This is a genomic window from Colwellia sp. BRX10-3 (assembly GCF_014077505.1).
GTDB lineage: Bacteria > Pseudomonadota > Gammaproteobacteria > Enterobacterales > Alteromonadaceae > Cognaticolwellia.
The window spans coordinates 199,474-218,996 of record NZ_JACGWA010000001.1; the positions used below are offsets into that span (position 1 = coordinate 199,474).

General features: G+C 40.5%; 15 protein-coding genes. All 15 read right to left on the reverse strand.

Annotated features, from left to right (window positions below; genetic code table 11):
• Positions 1–108: 108 nt before the first annotated feature.
• Positions 109–1,152, reverse strand: a complete 1,044-nt coding sequence (hppD, locus tag H4J38_RS00920; protein ID WP_182128589.1) for a 4-hydroxyphenylpyruvate dioxygenase — start codon at positions 1,150–1,152, stop codon at positions 109–111.
• 489 nt (positions 1,153–1,641) lie between these two features.
• A complete protein-coding gene (locus H4J38_RS00925; protein WP_182128591.1) occupies positions 1,642–3,435 on the reverse strand; it encodes a DEAD/DEAH box helicase in 1,794 nt (597 codons plus the stop codon).
• A 354-nt stretch (positions 3,436–3,789) separates the two neighbouring features.
• Positions 3,790–4,608 carry a hypothetical protein gene (locus tag H4J38_RS00930; protein WP_182128593.1) on the reverse strand — a complete coding sequence of 273 codons (819 nt, stop codon included), beginning with the start codon at positions 4,606–4,608 and terminating at the stop codon, positions 3,790–3,792.
• 181 nt (positions 4,609–4,789) lie between these two features.
• Complete coding sequence (locus tag H4J38_RS00935; protein WP_182128595.1) at positions 4,790–6,283, reverse strand: NADH-quinone oxidoreductase subunit N; 1,494 nt, start codon at positions 6,281–6,283, stop codon at positions 4,790–4,792.
• Between the two features lie 2 nt (positions 6,284–6,285).
• Complete coding sequence (locus H4J38_RS00940; protein ID WP_182128597.1) at positions 6,286–7,728, reverse strand: NuoM family protein; 1,443 nt, start codon at positions 7,726–7,728, stop codon at positions 6,286–6,288.
• Positions 7,725–9,614 carry an NADH-quinone oxidoreductase subunit L gene (gene nuoL / locus H4J38_RS00945; RefSeq protein WP_310733417.1) on the reverse strand — a complete coding sequence of 630 codons (1,890 nt, stop codon included), beginning with the start codon at positions 9,612–9,614 and terminating at the stop codon, positions 7,725–7,727. The genes H4J38_RS00940 and nuoL overlap by 4 nt, the downstream gene beginning before the upstream one ends.
• A gap of 5 nt (positions 9,615–9,619) precedes the next feature.
• The gene (gene nuoK, locus H4J38_RS00950) at positions 9,620–9,928 is read right to left on the reverse strand and encodes an NADH-quinone oxidoreductase subunit NuoK (RefSeq protein ID WP_182128599.1); all 309 of its coding nucleotides are present in this window, start codon (positions 9,926–9,928) and stop codon (positions 9,620–9,622) included.
• The gene (gene nuoJ, locus H4J38_RS00955) at positions 9,925–10,455 is read right to left on the reverse strand and encodes an NADH-quinone oxidoreductase subunit J (protein WP_220465387.1); all 531 of its coding nucleotides are present in this window, start codon (positions 10,453–10,455) and stop codon (positions 9,925–9,927) included. Before nuoJ ends, nuoK begins: the two co-directional genes overlap by 4 nt.
• A 54-nt stretch (positions 10,456–10,509) precedes the next feature.
• Complete coding sequence (gene nuoI, locus H4J38_RS00960; RefSeq protein WP_081178758.1) at positions 10,510–11,025, reverse strand: NADH-quinone oxidoreductase subunit NuoI; 516 nt, start codon at positions 11,023–11,025, stop codon at positions 10,510–10,512.
• Positions 11,026–11,082: 57 nt separating this feature from the next.
• Positions 11,083–12,054: an NADH-quinone oxidoreductase subunit NuoH gene (gene nuoH / locus H4J38_RS00965; RefSeq protein ID WP_220465419.1), complete on the reverse strand. Its 972-nt coding sequence runs from the start codon at positions 12,052–12,054 to the stop codon at positions 11,083–11,085.
• Entirely contained in the window at positions 12,047–15,055 is a 3,009-nt protein-coding gene (nuoG, locus tag H4J38_RS00970; protein WP_182128601.1) for an NADH-quinone oxidoreductase subunit NuoG, read from the reverse strand. The genes nuoH and nuoG overlap by 8 nt, the downstream gene beginning before the upstream one ends.
• 1 nt (position 15,056) lies before the next feature.
• Positions 15,057–16,433 carry an NADH-quinone oxidoreductase subunit NuoF gene (gene nuoF, locus H4J38_RS00975; RefSeq protein WP_182128603.1) on the reverse strand — a complete coding sequence of 459 codons (1,377 nt, stop codon included), beginning with the start codon at positions 16,431–16,433 and terminating at the stop codon, positions 15,057–15,059.
• Positions 16,426–16,950: an NADH-quinone oxidoreductase subunit NuoE gene (gene nuoE / locus H4J38_RS00980; RefSeq protein ID WP_182128605.1), complete on the reverse strand. Its 525-nt coding sequence runs from the start codon at positions 16,948–16,950 to the stop codon at positions 16,426–16,428. The genes nuoF and nuoE overlap by 8 nt, the downstream gene beginning before the upstream one ends.
• Positions 16,951–16,987: 37 nt before the next feature.
• Entirely contained in the window at positions 16,988–18,787 is a 1,800-nt protein-coding gene (gene nuoC / locus H4J38_RS00985) for an NADH-quinone oxidoreductase subunit C/D (RefSeq protein ID WP_220465388.1), read from the reverse strand.
• 99 nt (positions 18,788–18,886) lie between these two features.
• Positions 18,887–19,486, reverse strand: a complete 600-nt coding sequence (locus H4J38_RS00990; protein WP_310733442.1) for an NADH-quinone oxidoreductase subunit B family protein — start codon at positions 19,484–19,486, stop codon at positions 18,887–18,889.
• Between the last annotated feature and the right edge of the window lie 37 nt (positions 19,487–19,523).

Here is a 19,523-nt window from a genome sequence, read left to right on the forward strand (position 1 = left end):
GAGTAATGCAGGAGCAATTACCGAGACGGCTAAGAACGTCCTGAACATAAAAAAGCCAGCATAAGCTGGCTTTCAAATCATAAGTCACTCATTCAAACAAACTAGCGTTTAAAGCACACCACGTTCTATTTGGTTAAGTTCAATTGACTTAAATAAAGCGGTAAAGTTGCCTTCGCCAAAGCCTTGGTCATCAACACGCTGGATCATCTCAATAAAGATAGGTCCAAAAATATTCTTGGTGAATATCTGTAACAAGTATGAGTTTTCTTTTTGGCTATCTACTAACACTTGATGATCACGGATGCGTTGATGGTCTTCTTTAACCCACGGAATACGATCAAAAACGTCATCATAATATTCAGGTACGATATTTAAGGTATCAATGATGTTTTTGTCTAATTGATCTAAAGAGCCTAATAAATCATCTGAGATAAATGCTAAATGCTGTACACCAGGGCCATTATATTCATCTAGATACTCATCAATTTGGTTATTGCTTGTACCTTTACCTTCATTAATAGGAATACAGAAAGTGCCGCAAGGTGATTGTAAAGCGTATGAAACCAAAGCGGATTTTTCACCTTTGATATCAAAGTAGCGTATATCAGTAAAACCAAATATGTTTTTATAAAAATTAGCCCAATGCTCCATTGTGCCTTGGTAAACGTTATTAGTTAAATGGTCAACGGCTTTAAAGCCTTTATCTTTCACTAATACCGGTTCAGCAATATCTTCACAATCATCTTCATATATTGAGCCTTTAGCGCCAAATTTTTCAATGAAGTAAATTAAGCTATCGCCAATACCAAAAATAGCTGGGTAAGGCAATTTGTTATCTACGTCTTGCGCTGATTTTGCACCGCGAACCACAGCTTGCTCAAAGGCAAACTCAGCATCTTCTACACGCCAGCCCATTGAACAAATTGCTGGACCATGGCTTTTAGCAAATTCTTTAGAAAAACCCGCTTGCTCATGATTTAAAAAGAAATGAATATCGTTTTGATTAAAATAATCGATATCACGGCCTTTGAATTTTTTTGTTTTTGAAAAGCCGAAACCATAAAAGGCATCTTCCATAAAGTCAGAATCTGGAGACGCATATTCAATAAATTCGATACCACGTAAATTCAGTGGGTTTGTTACATCTGTCATAGTTGTTTCTCTCGTTGTAGCAATAGTGCGATTATTACCGTGAATTCAACGCAGAGGAAGTGAATGAAAAAACTGATGTTTTTTGAGCCGTAAATCTATTTTTACGTAAAAAGCAGATGAATTGTTAACTAAGAGGATCTAAGCTATAGCTAGTAGTGCTCACAGATGTAACAATATATTTACAGTGAATTTAAGCCTATACAAATTGCTCAGATAACCCTCAACTTATGTCTTAAAACAGCTTACTTACACTATTGATAAAATCCAATAAAGATAAACTTTCACGTTCAATATCATCTTGAACTCTTGAGTTAACAACCGCATCTATTAACATTTAAGCTGCATTGAACCGCTATTTGATGATCATTTATCCATTTTAGGAAATGGTATAAATCATCTTACTAGCATTAGCGTAACATTCTGCAGACGAAAAAAAACGCTAATTCTTATGAAGAATTGGCGTTTTTAGGGTTCTAGTCACACAAATTATTAGTTAGTGCGTTGCTCTTTACGTGGGCGAGATGGACGCTCAGCAGCTGGCTGTACATCTGATACCGTAATAGCTAGTGCTTGACGACGAACTTGAACACGTTTTAACTGTGTAAAAGACTTTTCAGGCATACCTTTAGGTAACTGCACAAAACTATGCTTATCGTGCAAGTTAATAGCACCGATGTAGCTACTGTCTAATGATATTTCATTAGCGATTGCGCCAACGATATCACCAGGACGAGCACCATGCTCTTTACCTACTTCTAGGCGGTAAGTTTGCCAATCAACATCTGAACGTGCAACTTTCGCTTTACGAGGAGCTCGCTCTGCACGGTTCTCATTACGACTATCACCACGAGATTCATTACGACCGCCACGACTATCGTTACGACCACCACGAGATTCATTGCGACCACTGCTGTCACGGTCATTTCTTTCACGCGCATCACGACGAGGTTTTGGATCTTCTTTCGGTTGTAAAGGTTGCTTTAACTGTTTTTGATAAAGCAACGCTGCCGCTAAATCTGTCATCGAAAGTTCTGACTCACTCGCCATTGTTTCAATAATTTCGCGCATTGCTGTTAATTCTTTATCAGCAACAATAGACGCCAACTCATTACAAGTACGCTCAATACGGGCTTTACCAATTTCTTGAATATTTGGTAAGTCGTACATAGCGATCGTACCAGAGGTTAAACGCTCATAATGACGTAAAGAATACATTTCACGTGGACGAACAAATGAAATTGCCGTACCACTTCGTCCAGCACGGCCTGTACGACCAATGCGATGAACATAAGCTTCGTTGTCACCCGGTAAATCATAGTTAATAACTAATGAAAGACGTGGAATATCAAGACCACGAGCAACAACATCAGTTGCTACAAGAATTGATGACACACCTGATTTAAGTTGGTCGACAGTACGTTCACGCTGTGCTTGGTTCATATCACCATTTAAGGCAACAGAAGCATAGCCTGCACGTTCTAATTTTTCAGCAACATCAATAGTATCATTACGAGTACGAACGAAGATTAGCATCGCATCGTATTCAACCGTTTCAGCAATACGTTCTAAAGCCGTCATTTTATTAATGCCGCTAACCTTCCAAGCATATTGTGTAATGTTGGCTTTTTCTTTTTTCACTGCAGCAATTTTAATATGCTCAGGATTTTTCAAAAAGCGATTCGCTACTTTGCGAATTTGCGCTGGCATGGTTGCAGAGAACAATGCCATTTGAGTTTCTTTTGGTAAGTGCTCAAGGATCCACTCAATGTCTTCTAAAAAGCCCATGTTTAACATTTCATCAGCTTCATCAAGCACACAAAATGATAAGCTATCTAATTTAAGGCTTTTACGACGTAAGTGATCCATTAAACGACCAGGTGTACCAACAACAACTTGTGCTCCACGTTCTAGTTGCTGAAATTGTGGTTGGTAAGATTGACCACCGTATAAGGTAGCAACGCGTAAACCTTTCATGTCTTTCGCAAAAGTTTCAATTGCTTCAGCAACTTGAATAGCTAACTCACGTGTTGGTGCTAACACCATCAATTGTGGTTTACGTAAAGTTACATCAATTTTTGCTAGTGCAGGCAAACCAAAGGCAGCAGTTTTACCAGTACCTGTTTGCGCTTCACCAAGTACGTCTTTACCCGCTAATAAAGGGGGAATTGTTTGCGCTTGAATTGCAGTAGATGATTCAAAACCTAGTGCTTTTACAGCAGATACTAAGTTTTCAGGCAAACCAAGGGCGTCAAAGCCTACAGAGGCATTGTTAAGATCAGTCATATAATTTTGTCTTCTCATGGTAGAAACTGGCAATACGCCAAAATTCCTACGTACATATACGAGGAAACCACCAGGAAGACTTAAGGCACATTCATTACGTTAACGTTGAAAAGTTAACTGGGCAAGTCTATGGGCGGATATACCCCACTCATTTTAAGTTTCTGTAACTATCTAAGTTTCTCTTGGAAACTTTTTCGATTCACTATTACAGAGGCGCGCATTATACAGACACGGTTGATTTATACAAGCTATAATGTATATTTAACGCTATTTAACATTAAAAACAGCTTAAAACATCTATAATAGACACTTTAAACTGTTCTGTACGAAAATTGATCACTTAAGTTTTCTCAGTTAACTATCGATTTCAAAGCCACCTTTTACCTTTTTCACACGTAAGCCACCTGAGCCACTTTCAAGTATTTTTAAACCGCCAGCTTGCTCTACATCAATATCGCCGGAGCCATCATCAATAGTTATTACGCCATCTATTTTTCTAAGGGTTAAGTCACCTGAGCCATCTTCAAAAACAGCATTACCTGAGACACCTTTTACATAAATGCTACCCGAGCCATCGTCAATATCAAGATTGCCATCAAGGTCATTAATCTCTATTTCTCCAGAGCCATCAACAATAGTTACATTGCCCATTACCTGACTAATATAAAGGTCACCTGAACCATCGTTAACATCAAGATCATTGTGAATGCCTTTTATAGTCAGTTCACCTGAACCGTCCTTCACTGCAACTGCGCCATTAATATTGCTGATGTTTATGGCGCCAGAGCCATCATCAACTTTTAACATTAGGTGGCTTGGTATCGTTACTTTAATATCAATATGTGGAGAATCACCCTGCCAAATACCACTCGTGCTAATTTTAGCGACTAAAGTCGCACTTTTGCCTGACTGAGTTAAGGTTAATTCATAGTCATCTGCATCACGATCTTCTGCATATATATCAGCAACCACGGTAATTTCTGACACATGTTCAGATCCCGAAATAACCAAAGAGCCTGCACCTGCTTCGACATTTAATGTGGTGAGCATTTGGGCATCAATAATTAGTTCTTGTTGGCTGTGGTAATTAGCATGAGAAGGGCTTGCTAGAACAATGCAACCACTTAAAAAGGTTGCACCGGATATAAAAAGTAATATTTGAGCTAATTTCATTGGTCTATTTCCTTGTAAACTATCGATTATTTTAATTGTATGCAGCATACAATCAAAAATCGCGCCAAAAAATAAAAGACAATATTATTAGTCACTTAAGAATAAGTATTCACATACAGATACTCAGAGTTGATATATTTTGGTTAAAATAACAATTAATTAGCGAATTCGTAATTAATTACTAAGAACTGATAAGTTGATTAATCACCTCAGGAAAAATGCCAAAGATCAAGCCTAACGTAATGAAGCTATAGACTAATGCCATTTCTATAGCATGATTTCTGACTTCATTAGTTTTGCCGTTATCTGCAGGCGCATCGGCAAAAATTTTAAAAATCATTGGCAGATAGTAAGCTAAACCAATACCACTACCAATAATAAGCATCGCAATTAACCACCAGGCATGGGCAATGGTTGCTTGGCTTAAAATATAAAACTTACCAATAAAGCCCATGGTTAGAGGAATACCCGCTAAGCTCAACAAGCCTAGTATCATCAACACCGCATAACTCGGTGCTCGCCAAAATAAGCCTTGTAAATCGTTCAGTGAAATATCTTCTTGATAAGAAAGACGGGTATTTTGCTGTTGAATTAAGGCCATAACGATAAAAATGGACAGGTTAGCGACGGTATAAGCCGCTAAATAAAATAAGCTACTTTGCCAAGTAAACGCCAAGCTTTGCTCAGAAGTAACAATGATTACAATCAGTAGATAGCCCATATGGGCTATCGATGAATAAGCTAGCAAGCGTTTCAAGTTTTGCTGTTTAAGTGCCATTACATTGCCCAGTAACATTGAAATTACGGCGAATGACATCAAAAACATTTGAAAATTTTCCAATAATAAATATCGCTGAGCGATAATGCATTTAAGCAAAACCACGAACATAGCGACTTTCGAAATAGTTGCCATCAATAGCGTAACTGGGGTTGGTGCACCTTGATAAACATCAGGTGTCCAGAAATGAAAAGGCGCTATTGATAATTTAAAGGCAATACCAGAAACAAATAACAAAAGCCCTAACTGAAAAAACAATCCTAAGCCTTGCTGATGATATATTTCGCTTGGTATCGCGCCATTAAAACTCAAGTTACCGGTAACGCTATAAATAAAGGCGATGCCTAACAACATAAAACTCGAGGCGGTGGCACTTAATACTAAATATTTAAAGCCACTCTCCACGCTATACTGACTTTCGCGATGATATCCTACCAATCCAACTAAACTAATACTTAACAGCTCAAATCCCAAAAATAAGCTAGCAAAATGGTCGCTAGTAACCAAAATCCCCGCCCCTAGTACCATAAGCAATAATAATAAATAATACTCGTCGTGCACTTCTATATGGGCTTTTAGGAAACTATGGCTCATGCGCAAAGCCACCATGGCTGAAATAAGTATCAAACTAAAAGCAAAAATACTGTAACCGTCAACTTTTAACAGCTGTGTAACTTGGGTTGCTTGGCTTGCTTGAGTTGATAGCAAACTCACATTGGCTATCAATGAAACGAAAAGTATAAAAAATGTAAATAGTACAATGGTGCGTTGCGATCTTTTCCAAGCCACCAATAACAAGGCTAATGTTACGCCAAAGGCAATAATGAGTTGCGGTAAAATTGCACCTGCCATAGCCGTGGTTAGCAATGATTGAGTGTTATTTGCTATAGATATCATCACTAGACTCCAAATGAGAATTTAAGCAATAGCGTCGGGTATAAACCAATGACTAAAAGCATCAATAATAATGAGCCACAAATAATGAGCTCCCTAGACTGTAGATCAACAATGGCATGCTTTGATGTTCCTTGAAAGCTAGATTGAAACAGTACCATGCCATAAATAGCGGAGCCGATAAGACCCAAGGCAGCAACAATGGCAAATTCAGGCAGCACTTGAAATACACCTACTAGACTAAAAAACTCGCCAATAAAGTTAGCTAAACCCGGCAAACCAAAAGCAGCACCAGCAAAAGCTAAAGCAAATCCGCCCATACGAGGAGCACTTTGCCAAAAACCGCCCATATCGGCTAGATTTCTGCTGTGAATCCGTTGATAAATCATGCCCGCCATCGCGAATAAAGCCGCACTGCTTAAGCCATGTGCCACCATAGTCACAATTGCGCCTTGATAAGCGGTAGCATTAAATGCAAACAATGCCAGCATCACAAAGCCCATATGGCTAATACTGCTGTAGGCGACTAAACGTTTAAAATCTTGTTGTGCAAAAGCCATTTTCGCACCATAAACAATACTCACCACGGCCAATGTCGCGGCAATCGGAGTAAATTGAACACTGGCTTGTGGGAACAAGAAAATAACAAAACGAATTAAGCCGTAAGCGCCAGTTTTTAGCAGGACTCCTGCCAGTAATACACTACCTGCTGTTGGCGCTTGAGTATGCGCATCAGGTAACCAACTGTGCACGGGCACCGAAGGTAATTTAACCGCGAAGGCAATAAAAAATCCTAACATCAAATATTGACTAATTTCGAGTGGAATATCCAACATCAGCCAGTCTAAGTAATAGAAGCTTAACTGCCCTGTTTGCAGTAAATGAAAATATCCCGTGGCAATAATAGCCACTAGCATTAATAAACTGCTCACTTGGGTAAAGATGAAGAATTTAAGCGCGGCAAATTGACGTTTTTCATGTCCCCAAATAGCAATTATAGCGGTCATGGGTAGTAACATAACTTCCCAAAAGAAGAAGAAAAGAAACATATCAACAGCGATAAATACCCCAATAATACCGGCAATCGTTAACAGTAAATTAAAATAATAAAAACCAACATGGGTCTGAATTTCACGCCAAGATACTAATACGCATATAATGGCTAACAGCCAAGTGAGTGTTATTAGCACAATGCTTAACTGATCGATCGCGATACTATATTGAATATTAAAAGTTTTAATCCAATCAACTTGGGTCAGCACCTGTAACTGGGCAAAGTCATTATTTTGATTATTCGCATGGCTAGTAACAAAAACCGCAAAAACAGTCGCTAATAACGCTAAGCTAATTAATGCCAACCACTTAGCACTACCTTGCCAATGTTTTTCGGCTCGCCATGCCAAGGCACCAGTTATCAATAATGCCAACATAATAAAGGTCAGTGTCATAACAAATTTACTCCTAACAGCAGCATTATGGCTAACCCAAAGGTCGCCAAATACCAACGTAAACTGCCATTTTGAACCAATAATAATGCATCGTGCCATAGGCTTACGTACCAAGCATTGAGCATAATGATTTGGTCAAATATATCGTGTTTATTTACCTCAGCGAGCCACTGATAAGGTTTAATGAAAAGCACATTATATAAAACGTCAAAACCTAAACCTTGACGGCAGAACACCACAAACTTGCCTTCACTAGCCTGAATACTATGCTTGCTACCTTTGATAGGAATACTACGATAGCTTTTAAAATAAAACCAAGAAAACAAAATACCGATAAAGGGCGTAATAATGGCAACCGTATGCAACCAATTAGGTTCATCCAACTGTGCTAACGGCGTTTGTATAAATGTTGAGAACACTAACGTAAGATCAAGCGGAATAAACCCACCAAATAGCGACAACAGCGCCAAAACGATTAATGCGCTTCGTAACAAGGTGCTCTTTTCTGTATGTGTATTTTCAGTGAAGCGCGCAGAACCTAGAAAAGCGAGAAAGAATAACCGACAACTATAAATACTGGTTAATAAGGCCCCTAAAATCGCACACCACCATAACATCGGCCCTGCGGTATTAGACGACCAAAGCTGAGCAATAATAGCTTCTTTAGAGAAAAAGCCTGAAGTGCCTGGTAACGCCATCAAGCAAATTAAACCAACAATAAATAAACTACTTTCAAAAGGCAGTTTTTTCAGTAATCCGCCCATTTTAAAAAGATTTTGTTGATGATGTAGTGCATAAATAACCGCTCCTGCCGTTAAAAACAGTAGCGCTTTAAAAAAAGCATGTGTCATTAAATGAAATACGCCGGCAGACCATGCACCAGCTCCGAGTGCCAGCATCATATAACCGATTTGGCTCATGGTTGAATAGGCTAATACGCGTTTAATATCGCTTTGTGCTAGTGCCGCAACGCCAGCGAGTAATAAAGTAAGTGCCCCTAGCCAAGCGACATAATTCATCACTTCAGGCGATAATAAAAAGATGCCATGCATACGAGCAATTAAATATACCCCAGCAGTAACCATAGTCGCAGCATGTATTAACGCACTGACCGGTGTTGGCCCAGCCATAGCATCAGGCAACCATGTTTGCAGGGGTAATTGTGCTGATTTACCGACCGCCCCCCCGAGCAATAATAAGGCAATCCAATAAATATCGTTTACGTGTTCTGCGCTAGGCCCGGCAACAATATTATTGGCTTGTTGTGCCAATGTCGTCACCGCTACAATATTAAGCTCACCAAAGGTATTAAACAGTAATAGCAAGCCTATCGCCATCGAAGTATCACCGATACGGGTAACAATAAACGCTTTGCGTGCGGCTAACACATTACTTTTTTCTTGATACCAAAAACCAATCAATAAGAAACTGCATAAACCAACACCTTCCCAACCAAGGTATAACAGCACTAAATTATCGGCTAAAACCAATATCAGCATAGCGACGATAAATAAATTCATGTAAGCCATAAAACGCGAGAAATTAGCATCAGTTTTCATATATATGGCAGCAAATAAATGAATTAAAAAGCCCACTCCACAGACCACGCTAATCATAACTGCGGACAAACCATCAAGGTAAAAGCGCATATTAACTTCGCTAGTACCGAGTTGATTAGTTAAATCAAACCAATGCCAGAGGTTAACGCTCAGCACTTGGTTTTGAGAAGACGACAATTCAAACAATAATATCGCGCTAACTAAAACCGTTACTGCCATGCTACTGACACTAATAATGGCGGCAAGCTGCCATGACAGTTTTTTACCCAAGGCAATTAACAGCAAAAAACTCACTAAAGGATAAAAAGGTAAACTCGCTAATAGCACTATCCTTACCCCTTCATCTGGTTTAATAAATCAATATCTAAAGAACGATATTTCTTTTGCATGCGGATTAATAACGCTAACCCTACCGCTGCTTCAACAGCGGCAAGAGTTAAAATTAAAATAAACATTACTTGGCCATCCGCCTGTTGCCAAACGCTGCCAGCACCAATAAAAGCAACGCCAACGGCATTAAGCATGATTTCCAAACTCATCAAAATAAATAGCGTATTTTTTCTTGCCACCACGCCAATAAAGCCGATAGCAAATAATAAACTCGATAATATAAGCACATGAAACAAGGGAATAGAGGTCATAGCGGGCCTCCAGTAACATCAGGTTTTGCATAGTGATAACCGGCTAATAAACCGGATAAAAGCAGAAAAGACGCAATTTCAACAGCAAGTAAATAGGGCCCATACAACATAATACCGACCGCTTTTGAACTGATAACCGTTGCTTGAAGGCTTTGTTGCATATCAGCATCATTAATAATAACGACAATTTCAATCAGCAACGCAAATGCCAACAACATCGCCCCCACCATATTGGCTAAACTTTTATTTTTTGGCGCGTTTACGGTTTCATCTTTACCTAAACCAAACATCAGTACGGCAAAAACAAACAACACCAAAATAGCACCGGCATAAACAATGACCTCTAACCCCGCGGCAAAAGGTGCTCCCATTAAATAGAAACACACTGCAACAGCCAATAACGACACCACTAAATATAACAAAGCGTGTATGGTATTGTTGCCTGTTACCACCTTTAAACTAGCAATAACGGCAACCAAACCAGCGAGGTAAAATAGGCTTTCAATAGCTGCAAGATTAGCGAGCATGTTGATTCTCCTTAACACTATTTTTCGTATTCTCTAGCAACCTTATGTTACGACTCATGGCATTAATCCTTTAATATCAATAGGTGGCCTTTCTTGTTCTGCTTGTCCCTTGCCTTTACCTGCAATCGCAATACCTGACTGTTGATAAAAACTATAATCGTGATATTTACCTGGACCATTAATTAATAAATGCTCTTTTTCATAGACTAAGTTTTGTCTATCGTATTCTGCTAATTCCACATCTGGGGTTAATTGAATGGCATAGGTCGGACAAGCTTCTTCACAAAAACCACATAAAATACATCGAGAAAAATTAATACGAAAAAAGTCCGCGCGCTTGCGACCATCATCATCAACCACTTGTTGCAAAGCGATACAATCTACTGGACAAGCCACCGCACAAAGATTACATGCCACACAACGCTCTTCACCATCAGGGTCTCGAGTCAGGACAATTCGGCCACGATACCTTGGCGCTAAATAAGGTTTTTCTTCTGGGTACTGCACCGTATCGGCTTTAGTAAAGGTGTGTTTCAGCACTAACCACATGGTTCGAAGTTGACTAAACATTATCGCCCCCGTTTGCATTGATATTATCAACGTGAATTTGATGGTGTTTATTCATAGTTATAGCACTCCCGTTAAGCGCAATACCGCGGTAACTAAAAGGTTTAATAACGCTAAAGGCAACATCACTACCCAACCAAACTTTAGTAGTTGGTCAAATCTAGGGCGTGGCAGCGATGTTCTTAAAAGAATAAAAAACATCACAAAAAACATAATTTTAATAATGAACCACAGCAGTGGTGGCAGCCATGACGCAAGCGGCTCTGGCATTAACCAACCGCCAAAGAAAAGCACTACTGACATGGCTGAAATTAATGTAACGCCTAAATATTCACCGAGAAAAAATAAAGCAAATTTCAGCCCAGAATATTCGGTATGAAAACCAGCGGTTAGCTCAGTTTCAGCCTCTGGTAAATCAAAAGGCAGTCGATGGCTTTCAGCAATACCCGCGACTAAAAAAATAAAGAAACCAACAAATTGCGATTGAATTAGCCAGCCATCGGCTTGCGCTAAAACAATTTCACGTAGGTTAAAAGTGCCGGTTAGTAACACCACGCCCATCACCGACAGCCCCATAAACACTTCATAACTGACCGTTTGTGCGGCCGCTCTCATACCGCCTAACAAGGCATACTTAGAGTTTGATGCCCAACCGGCCAATACCACGCTATAAACAGCGAGCGAGGCCATAGCAAGAAAAAATAACAAGCCGATGTTTAAATCAGAAACGCCAATACTAGGAGAAAATGGTACGACCGCAAAACTCATTAATACGCACATAGCACCAATAACCGGCGCTAAAACGAAGACTAAACGATCACTAAAAGGTGGGATCCAATCTTCTTTACCAAGAATTTTCAGCAAATCAGCCAATGATTGTAAGATTCCAAAGGGACCAACTCGATTTGGCCCACAACGGTCTTGCCAAATACCGATCATTCTGCGTTCAACCCAGACCAGCATAGCCGCAATGGGTATAAGTAATGAGATAATGATGGTTATTTCAAACAGTTTCCATAGCATTTCAACCATCATTCAATCCTCCTGAGAACAATCTAATGGGGATAGTTTGATCTATTATTTTTAGCCTCTCGAGAATGTTTTTTTTGCTTTGTTTCGCGGCGATTAACCCATCATTAAAATGCGCTAAATAATCAGTTACCTCTTGGTCGCACGCTAAGGAAACACTCATTTCAACTAGCTGCGTCAGAGGCTGACAAAGCGCAAAGTTACCAAAAGCTAACGAAAAAGGTAAATGATTGACGATAAAAACTTGACTGATGACACTTTGGCTCGCCAAGTGCATTTTTTCGTTTGTCGCTGAGAAAATAACTTTACACCACTGACCTTTTTTCACCCCTGCTTGCTGAGCTGCCTCAGCATTGATAAAAATTTGATTACTTTGTCGCTGCATTTGAAATTCAGGGGTTAGCGAGGCTTGCCACTCACTGAAATAAACATGCTTTTGATGCACATAAGTTAAAAGATTAGCCGCTAGGTTATTAGCAGAACTTTCTTTACTATTTTCGGTGAGTCGCCAACTAAGGTTGTTAGTTATTTTTGTCGATATTGGGATAAACACCGCTTCTTTTTGCTTTAATAGTTGACCATTAATTTCCGTTTGAAATTGAGCAATAGCTTGATTTGAATTCCACCCCGGCGCCCAAGCAAAAGGCATATCACTACTTTGCCCAGCAGATTTACCTTCCATTGAAAAAGTAAAGTCATCATCAAGTTTTTGGGTGGTTTTCGCTTCATGTACCGTGATGTTAGCCATTTGGGCTGTGCGTCCACTGGCTCGATGGCTCATTCTCGCAATGGATTTTTGCTGAGGTTCAATACTCTTTTTTGCTATTAACATAGGCCATTGCGCGTATGTGTCAGTAAAAAATTGATGTAATTGAGTCAGTGATTCGCAGTCGTTGTTTTTAGCGACAACTTGCACAGATTGACATGGATTAAGCCCACTAGCTTCAGTCGATGTTTTCGGTACTTTTATACCAACAATATCGCCAATATTGTCTAACCAACGCCAACTTTCTTGTATCGGAACCACAGGTGCATGTACTTGTACGAATTGCTGTGCTCGGCCTTGGTAATTAACATAATGCCCGTCTCCCTCAGTAACCGCCGCAACTGGCAGCACTATATCGGCAATACTTGAAAGTCGATGTGCTGAATGATCTAGCACAATGAGGGTTTTAGCTGATTTTCTTAACTGCGTAATTTGATTCGCAGAGAGTTTCTCCAGTTCTTGCTCAAGTAAAATAAGCCCTTGATAGCTTTTATCTGGGTCGTTGAGCTGCATTAAAACTTGTTCTATCGACAGCGAATGCTCATCTAAAATCGATAATAAACCAACACTATTACTGCACGGCGGTACAATAATTAATTCTGGCGCTACTATTTCATTTTGCGGTTTAAACGCCGACATTATATTGGCAATATTACTCAAAATTTCGGCACAAACAGAACTGGTACCAGAAATAAATAACGGCTTATTGGCTTTACGCAAGCCCTTATAAATTGAGGCAATAAAACTTTGTTCCGCGACGCTCAACTGATCTTGCTCAACTAAGTCTGCAATCGCGTCTTCTACTGCTTTGTCATTGTTAATACTTTGAACGTTACCTAGCCTTAATAAATTTTCAAAAGTGGCTAAACATTTTGTGATTTGCTCTATAGGTAAAAGTAACGCTTTCTCTGACACATCGTCGAGTTTAGTGGTGGTACTTTGTAGAGAAAATAAAGGTGAGAGTAATTTACCACCAATGGTTCTCACCGCGCTGTCTTGCCATGATGGAATACCTATCTTAGCGGCTTTATCATTAGCAGCATTGCGCAGGGCTTGTCGCACAGACAAGGCCATTCTTGGCGCGGTTTGGCTTATATCTTCTGCAATAACAAAAATAAAATCACTGTTTTCAATATCCGCTAGACTTGGTGCTTTTATTGATTCCAGTAATTGCGTATGTTGCGCCGCTACTTTCATTTCTTGGTCATTATAGCCGGGGCTAAACTGCTCAGCGCCAACCATATTTTTCAAATAAAAATTAGCTTCTAATGAGGCACGAGCAGAGCCAATACCAATAAATTGTTTTTTTCTAAAGTGTGAAAAAGCTTTCGCAACATCTAATTTAGTTAACGTGACAGGTGATTGCTGTGCAATGCCTTTAGCCTGTCTGATACGCTGTTCGCCATTAACAAAACCAATACCAAAACGACCTCGGTCACAGATAAAATAACCATTAATATCGCCATTGTAGCGATTCATTACACGTCGAACAGAACCATAACGTTCGCCAATACTTAAGTTGCAGCCGACTGAGCAATGGCTACAAACTGACGGTGCAGACTGTAGGTCCCATTTGCGGGTATAGTGCGATGAAAATATTTTATTAGTAAAGACACCTGTGGGGCAAACTTCAACTAAATTACCGCTAAATTCACTCTCCAAATCACCCTCAGACTGGCGACCAAAGTAAACTTGGTTTTTTGAACCATAAACACCAAAGTCTTTTCCGCCCGCATAGTCATTATAAAAACGTGTGCAGCGATAACAGGTAATGCAACGGTTCATTTCGTGGCCGACTAATTCACCTAAATATTGATTGTTGAATGTGCGTTTTGTACCTTGATATTCCCGCACGCTATGACCAGTCATTACCGTCATATCTTGTAAATGGCATTCGCCACCCTCAGCACATACGGGACAGTCATGAGGATGATTAGTCATCATTGCCGCGATTACTTGTTCGCGAAACTCGCTCGCTGCTTTATCTTTAATACTAATGCGCATACCGTCAGTAACTGGGGTAATACACGCCATAACAATACGGCCGCGTTGATCCGCTTCATCTTGAAATTGTGTCACGGCGCACTGGCGACAAGCCCCAACCGAGCCCATAGACGGGTGCCAGCAGAAATAAGGCAAGTTTAATTTTTTGGATAGCACTCCTGCCAGCAAATTATCTTCAGTACTGAGCTGATAAGGCACGTCATCAATGAAAATTGTTACTTTCTTTTCACTCATGTTATTGCCCTGCCTTAACTGATAGAGGTGAAATAGATGCTTGCGATACTTTCATACGTTTAGGCGTCATTGACAGATTATAATGGCAACAACCATGCTCGATATGCTGTAAGAAATCGTCATGAAAATATTTTAAAGCGCTTCTTAACGGCTCGACAGCTCCCGGTGCTAAAGCACAATGGGTTTTTCCTATCCACATAAAGTCACACAGCTTAGCTAATGTGTCTAAATCTTGTATTTTTCCTTGGCCTTGTTCAATACGGTTGAGTACTTCGACAGCCCAAGGTGTGCCATCTCGACAAGGTGTGCACCAGCCGCAAGACTCTTGAGCAAAGAAGCGCATCAAATTTAACACCATACCAACCGGACAGTTTTTATCGTCTAATACAATCAAACCACCGGTACCTAAACGACTGCCCACTTTAGCAATAGAGTCGAAATCCATTGGCGTATCTAAATGTTCTTCAACAAGAAAGTCTGTGGATGCACCGCCTGGCAGTAAACCTCTAAATTGTAGACCCTCTTGCATACCACCTGCATAGTCGTATAGCACCTCTCGCAAAGTCGGCCCCATAGGTAACTCCCACAAACCCGGTTTTTTTACTCGTCCACAGGCGCCGTAAATTTTACTTCCCGCGTCACTGTTAGGAGCAATCGCCTGAAACCACTCAATACCATTTTTTAATATGTGCGGTAAATTACATAAGGTCTCAACATTGTTCACTATGGTAGGTTTGCCAAATAAACCACTAACCTGTGGAAAAGGTGGCTTAGCTCGAGGCGTTGCACGTTTACCTTCTAGTGCATTTATCAGCGCAGTTTCTTCACCACAAATATAGCGACCAGCGCTGCAATGGACATATAAATCCATTGTATATGAGCTACCTTGAATTTTTTCACCTAGCCAATTATTTTGGTACGCTTCATCAATTGCTTGCTGTAAACGCTTTGCGGCTAAATGATATTCACCGCGCAGAAAAATATAGCCTTTGTTTGCGCCTATGGTGTATGCCGCAATAATCATAGCTTCAACTAATTGATGCGGCGCGCCTTCGAGTAATAATCTGTCTTTAAATGTGCCCGGTTCCATTTCATCAGCATTGGCGACTAAATATTTATTGTCTGGCGCATTTTCATCGCCGTCCTCAAACATAGGGACAAAACTCCATTTCATGCCCGTTGGGAAGCCTGCACCTCCGCGCCCTTTTAAACCTGAGTTTTTGACAATATCTAATACGTCGTTTGGCGAATGTTCTAGCGCTACTTTTGCTCCTTGATAACCACCCGCTTGGCAATATGCATCAAATGACAACGGCTGCTGTAGATTCACCCATTGGGTTAACGGCTTGATGTTATTGTTAGATATCGACTCAGCCATTTACTTCTCCCTTAACCGCAAGTTTTTGTAGAATATCAACCGCGCTTTCTGGACTTAAATACTGATAATGTTCGGTGCCAATCATCATCGCGGGAGCTTTATCACAACTGCCTAAACACGCATTAGAAAGTAGCGTGAACTTACCGTCTGCTGTGGTTTGGCCGTATTCGATATTTAAATGTTGCTTAATCGCAGCAAGTACAGAGTCGAGGCCTGTTAAATGACAAGCAATGCTGTCGCACAAGTGGATAACATGTTCGCCGACAGGTTGTCGGTAAATTAAATTATAGAAAGTTGCTACGCCCTCTAGTTGGGCAATGGGAATTGCAAGCAGGTCACTAATTGCAAAAAGGCTTTCATCACTGATCCAACCACGATGTTCTTGCACCACTTTAAGTGCTTCAATACCAGCGGCTTCACGTGTTTCCATGATACTGGCCTCATGCTCAATTGCAGCAATTTCAGTTGCCGATAAATAATGTTGATAATCAATTGTCGTCGTGTCGATTGTTTCCATCACTATCTCTTTATTTGCTAAACGCGTTGTTAAATTTTTATCGATCAACATCTGCCATCACATAGTCAACACTGCCTAAGGTCGCGATAAGATCCGCAACCATTTGCCCCTTACTAATTAATGGCAACATTTGTAAATGGGGAAAGCTAGGTGTGCGAATGCGGGTGCGGTAACTCATGGTGCTGCCGTCACTGATCAGGTGATAAGCCATAATGCCTTTCGTGGCTTCTACACTGATCGACACTTCACCTACAGGGATCACAGGTCCCCATGAAACATTAAGAAAATGTGGTATTAAGGTGTCAATATCACGCATGGTTCGATCTTTTAGTGGTGGCGTGGTTTGTGGATGTTCCGCTTTATAAGGACCTTCAGGCATATTGTTCAGGCACTGTTCAATAATACGAATACTCTGCCGCATTTCTTCTATCCGAACCCGGCAACGATCATAACAATCACCGTTCTGGCCCAGTGGAACTTCAAAATCAAATTGATCATAACCGCCGTAAGGGCGTTGTTTACGAAGATCCCATGAAAGGCCCGTCGCTCTTAAACCTGGCCCCGTTACGCCCCAGTCAATAGCTTCTTGCGTAGAGTAGGCGCCAATACCCACGGTGCGTTGTTTTAAAATGGAGTTTTGCATGACCATTTTTTCATATTCATCAAGGCGCTTAGGCAAGTAATTAACGTATTCACGCACTAAGCCTTCCCAACCTTTAGGTAAGTCTTGTGCAACGCCACCAATTCGGAACCAACTTGGGTGCATGCGAGCGCCAGTAAAGGCTTCAATAATGCCAAAAAGCTTTTCACGGTCGATAAACATATAAAATATAGGTGAAAGTGCGCCAAGATCTTGCGCGAATGTGCCGTAGAACAATAAGTGGCTAAGAATACGGAACATTTCCGCGGTCATAATACGAATAACTTTCGCGCGATCGGGTACGGTAATACCTGCCAGTTTTTCTACCGCCATGACATAAGGAAAGTTATTCATTACACCGCCAAGGTAATCAATGCGGTCAGTGTAAGGAATGTAACTATGCCAAGATTGTCGCTCGCCCATTTTTTCTGCGCCGCGATGGTGATAACCTATATCAGGTACACAATCGACTATTTCTTCACCTTCCATTTGTAAAACAATACGAAAGGCACCATGAACACTTGGGTGATTTGGCCCAAGGTTTAAGAACATAAAATCGCTGTCTTTGCTTTGCCGCTTCATACCCCAAGCTTCGGGGTTAAATTGTAGTGCAGCTTGTTCTTTATCTTGTTGATAAGGCGGCAGCGTAAAAGGATCCATTTCTGTCGCACGCGCGGGATGGGTTTTCAGTAACGGATGCCCTTTCCACGTCTCCGGCATTAAAATACGGGTTAAATGCGGATGATTTTCAAAGACAATACCAAACATATCCCACACTTCTCGTTCGTACCAATTGGCATTTTGCCATAAACTACAAACACTCTCTAAGCTTTTATCTGTGGGGTTGAGGGCAACTTTAATACGAATGTCTTGGTTACGTTGATATGAGCGTAAGTGGTAGCTGACCGTAAAAGCTTGAGAAAATAATGATGGGTGTTCTCGTTCGCTTTCATCGATAGCGGTAATGTCAAAACACATATCAAACGGCTGCGCTAACTCTTGTTTTAATACTTGCATCAGTCTGATTAATTGCTTTTTTTCTAACCAATAGGAAGGTATATCATCAACAATATTCTCGACGGCGCTGACCGGCTGTAATTTGAGCTTAGGTGAAAGAGCAAGAATTTCATCAAGCAAAGGAACAGCTTGTAGCATCTGCCAATCATTACTCGCTTTCATATTTACTTGTGTTGCCATTAACTTCCCTTTCACGCTAACCATTTTTATTATTAGTCTGATTTACAACGTTTTCACTTTATTGAAGCTGCACTTATTAAAACCAAGGCAAAAACCCGCTTATATATGATCGGGCGAATCTAAATTTGTTACTTGAATGCGCTCTTCGTGTTTAATATCTCGTAATGACGGTTTACCAATTTCACTCACTTGCTGTTCACCTACCGCCCAACTTAGCGGTCGTGGTTGGTGTTCAATTTTGGTTTGCAACAGCAATAAAGCTTCCAGTAAAGCTTCTGGACGTGGCGGACAACCCGGTACATAAACATCAACTGGGATAAATTTATCTACTCCTTGAACAACGCTATAAATGTCGTACATACCACCAGAGTTAGCACAAGAACCCATGGAGATAATCCAACGAGGTTCTAATAATTGCTCATAAAGGTGTTGTATAACCGGGGCCATTTTTCGAAAACAAGTACCTGAAATCACCATTAAATCTGCTTGTCTTGGCGTTGCACGTATTACCTCAGCGCCAAAGCGGGCAATGTCATGTCGGGAAGTAAAGCTCGTTGCCATTTCGACATAACAGCAACTTAAACCAAAATTAAACGGCCATATTGAGTTTTTACGTCCCCAATTCACCATGTCATCAAGCTTAGCAAAAAGCACACTTCGCTTTAGCTCTGCTTCAGAAATGCCCTTCATTTCACCCATGGCATCATCTAATTTTGCTTTTGTTAGCGACCATTCC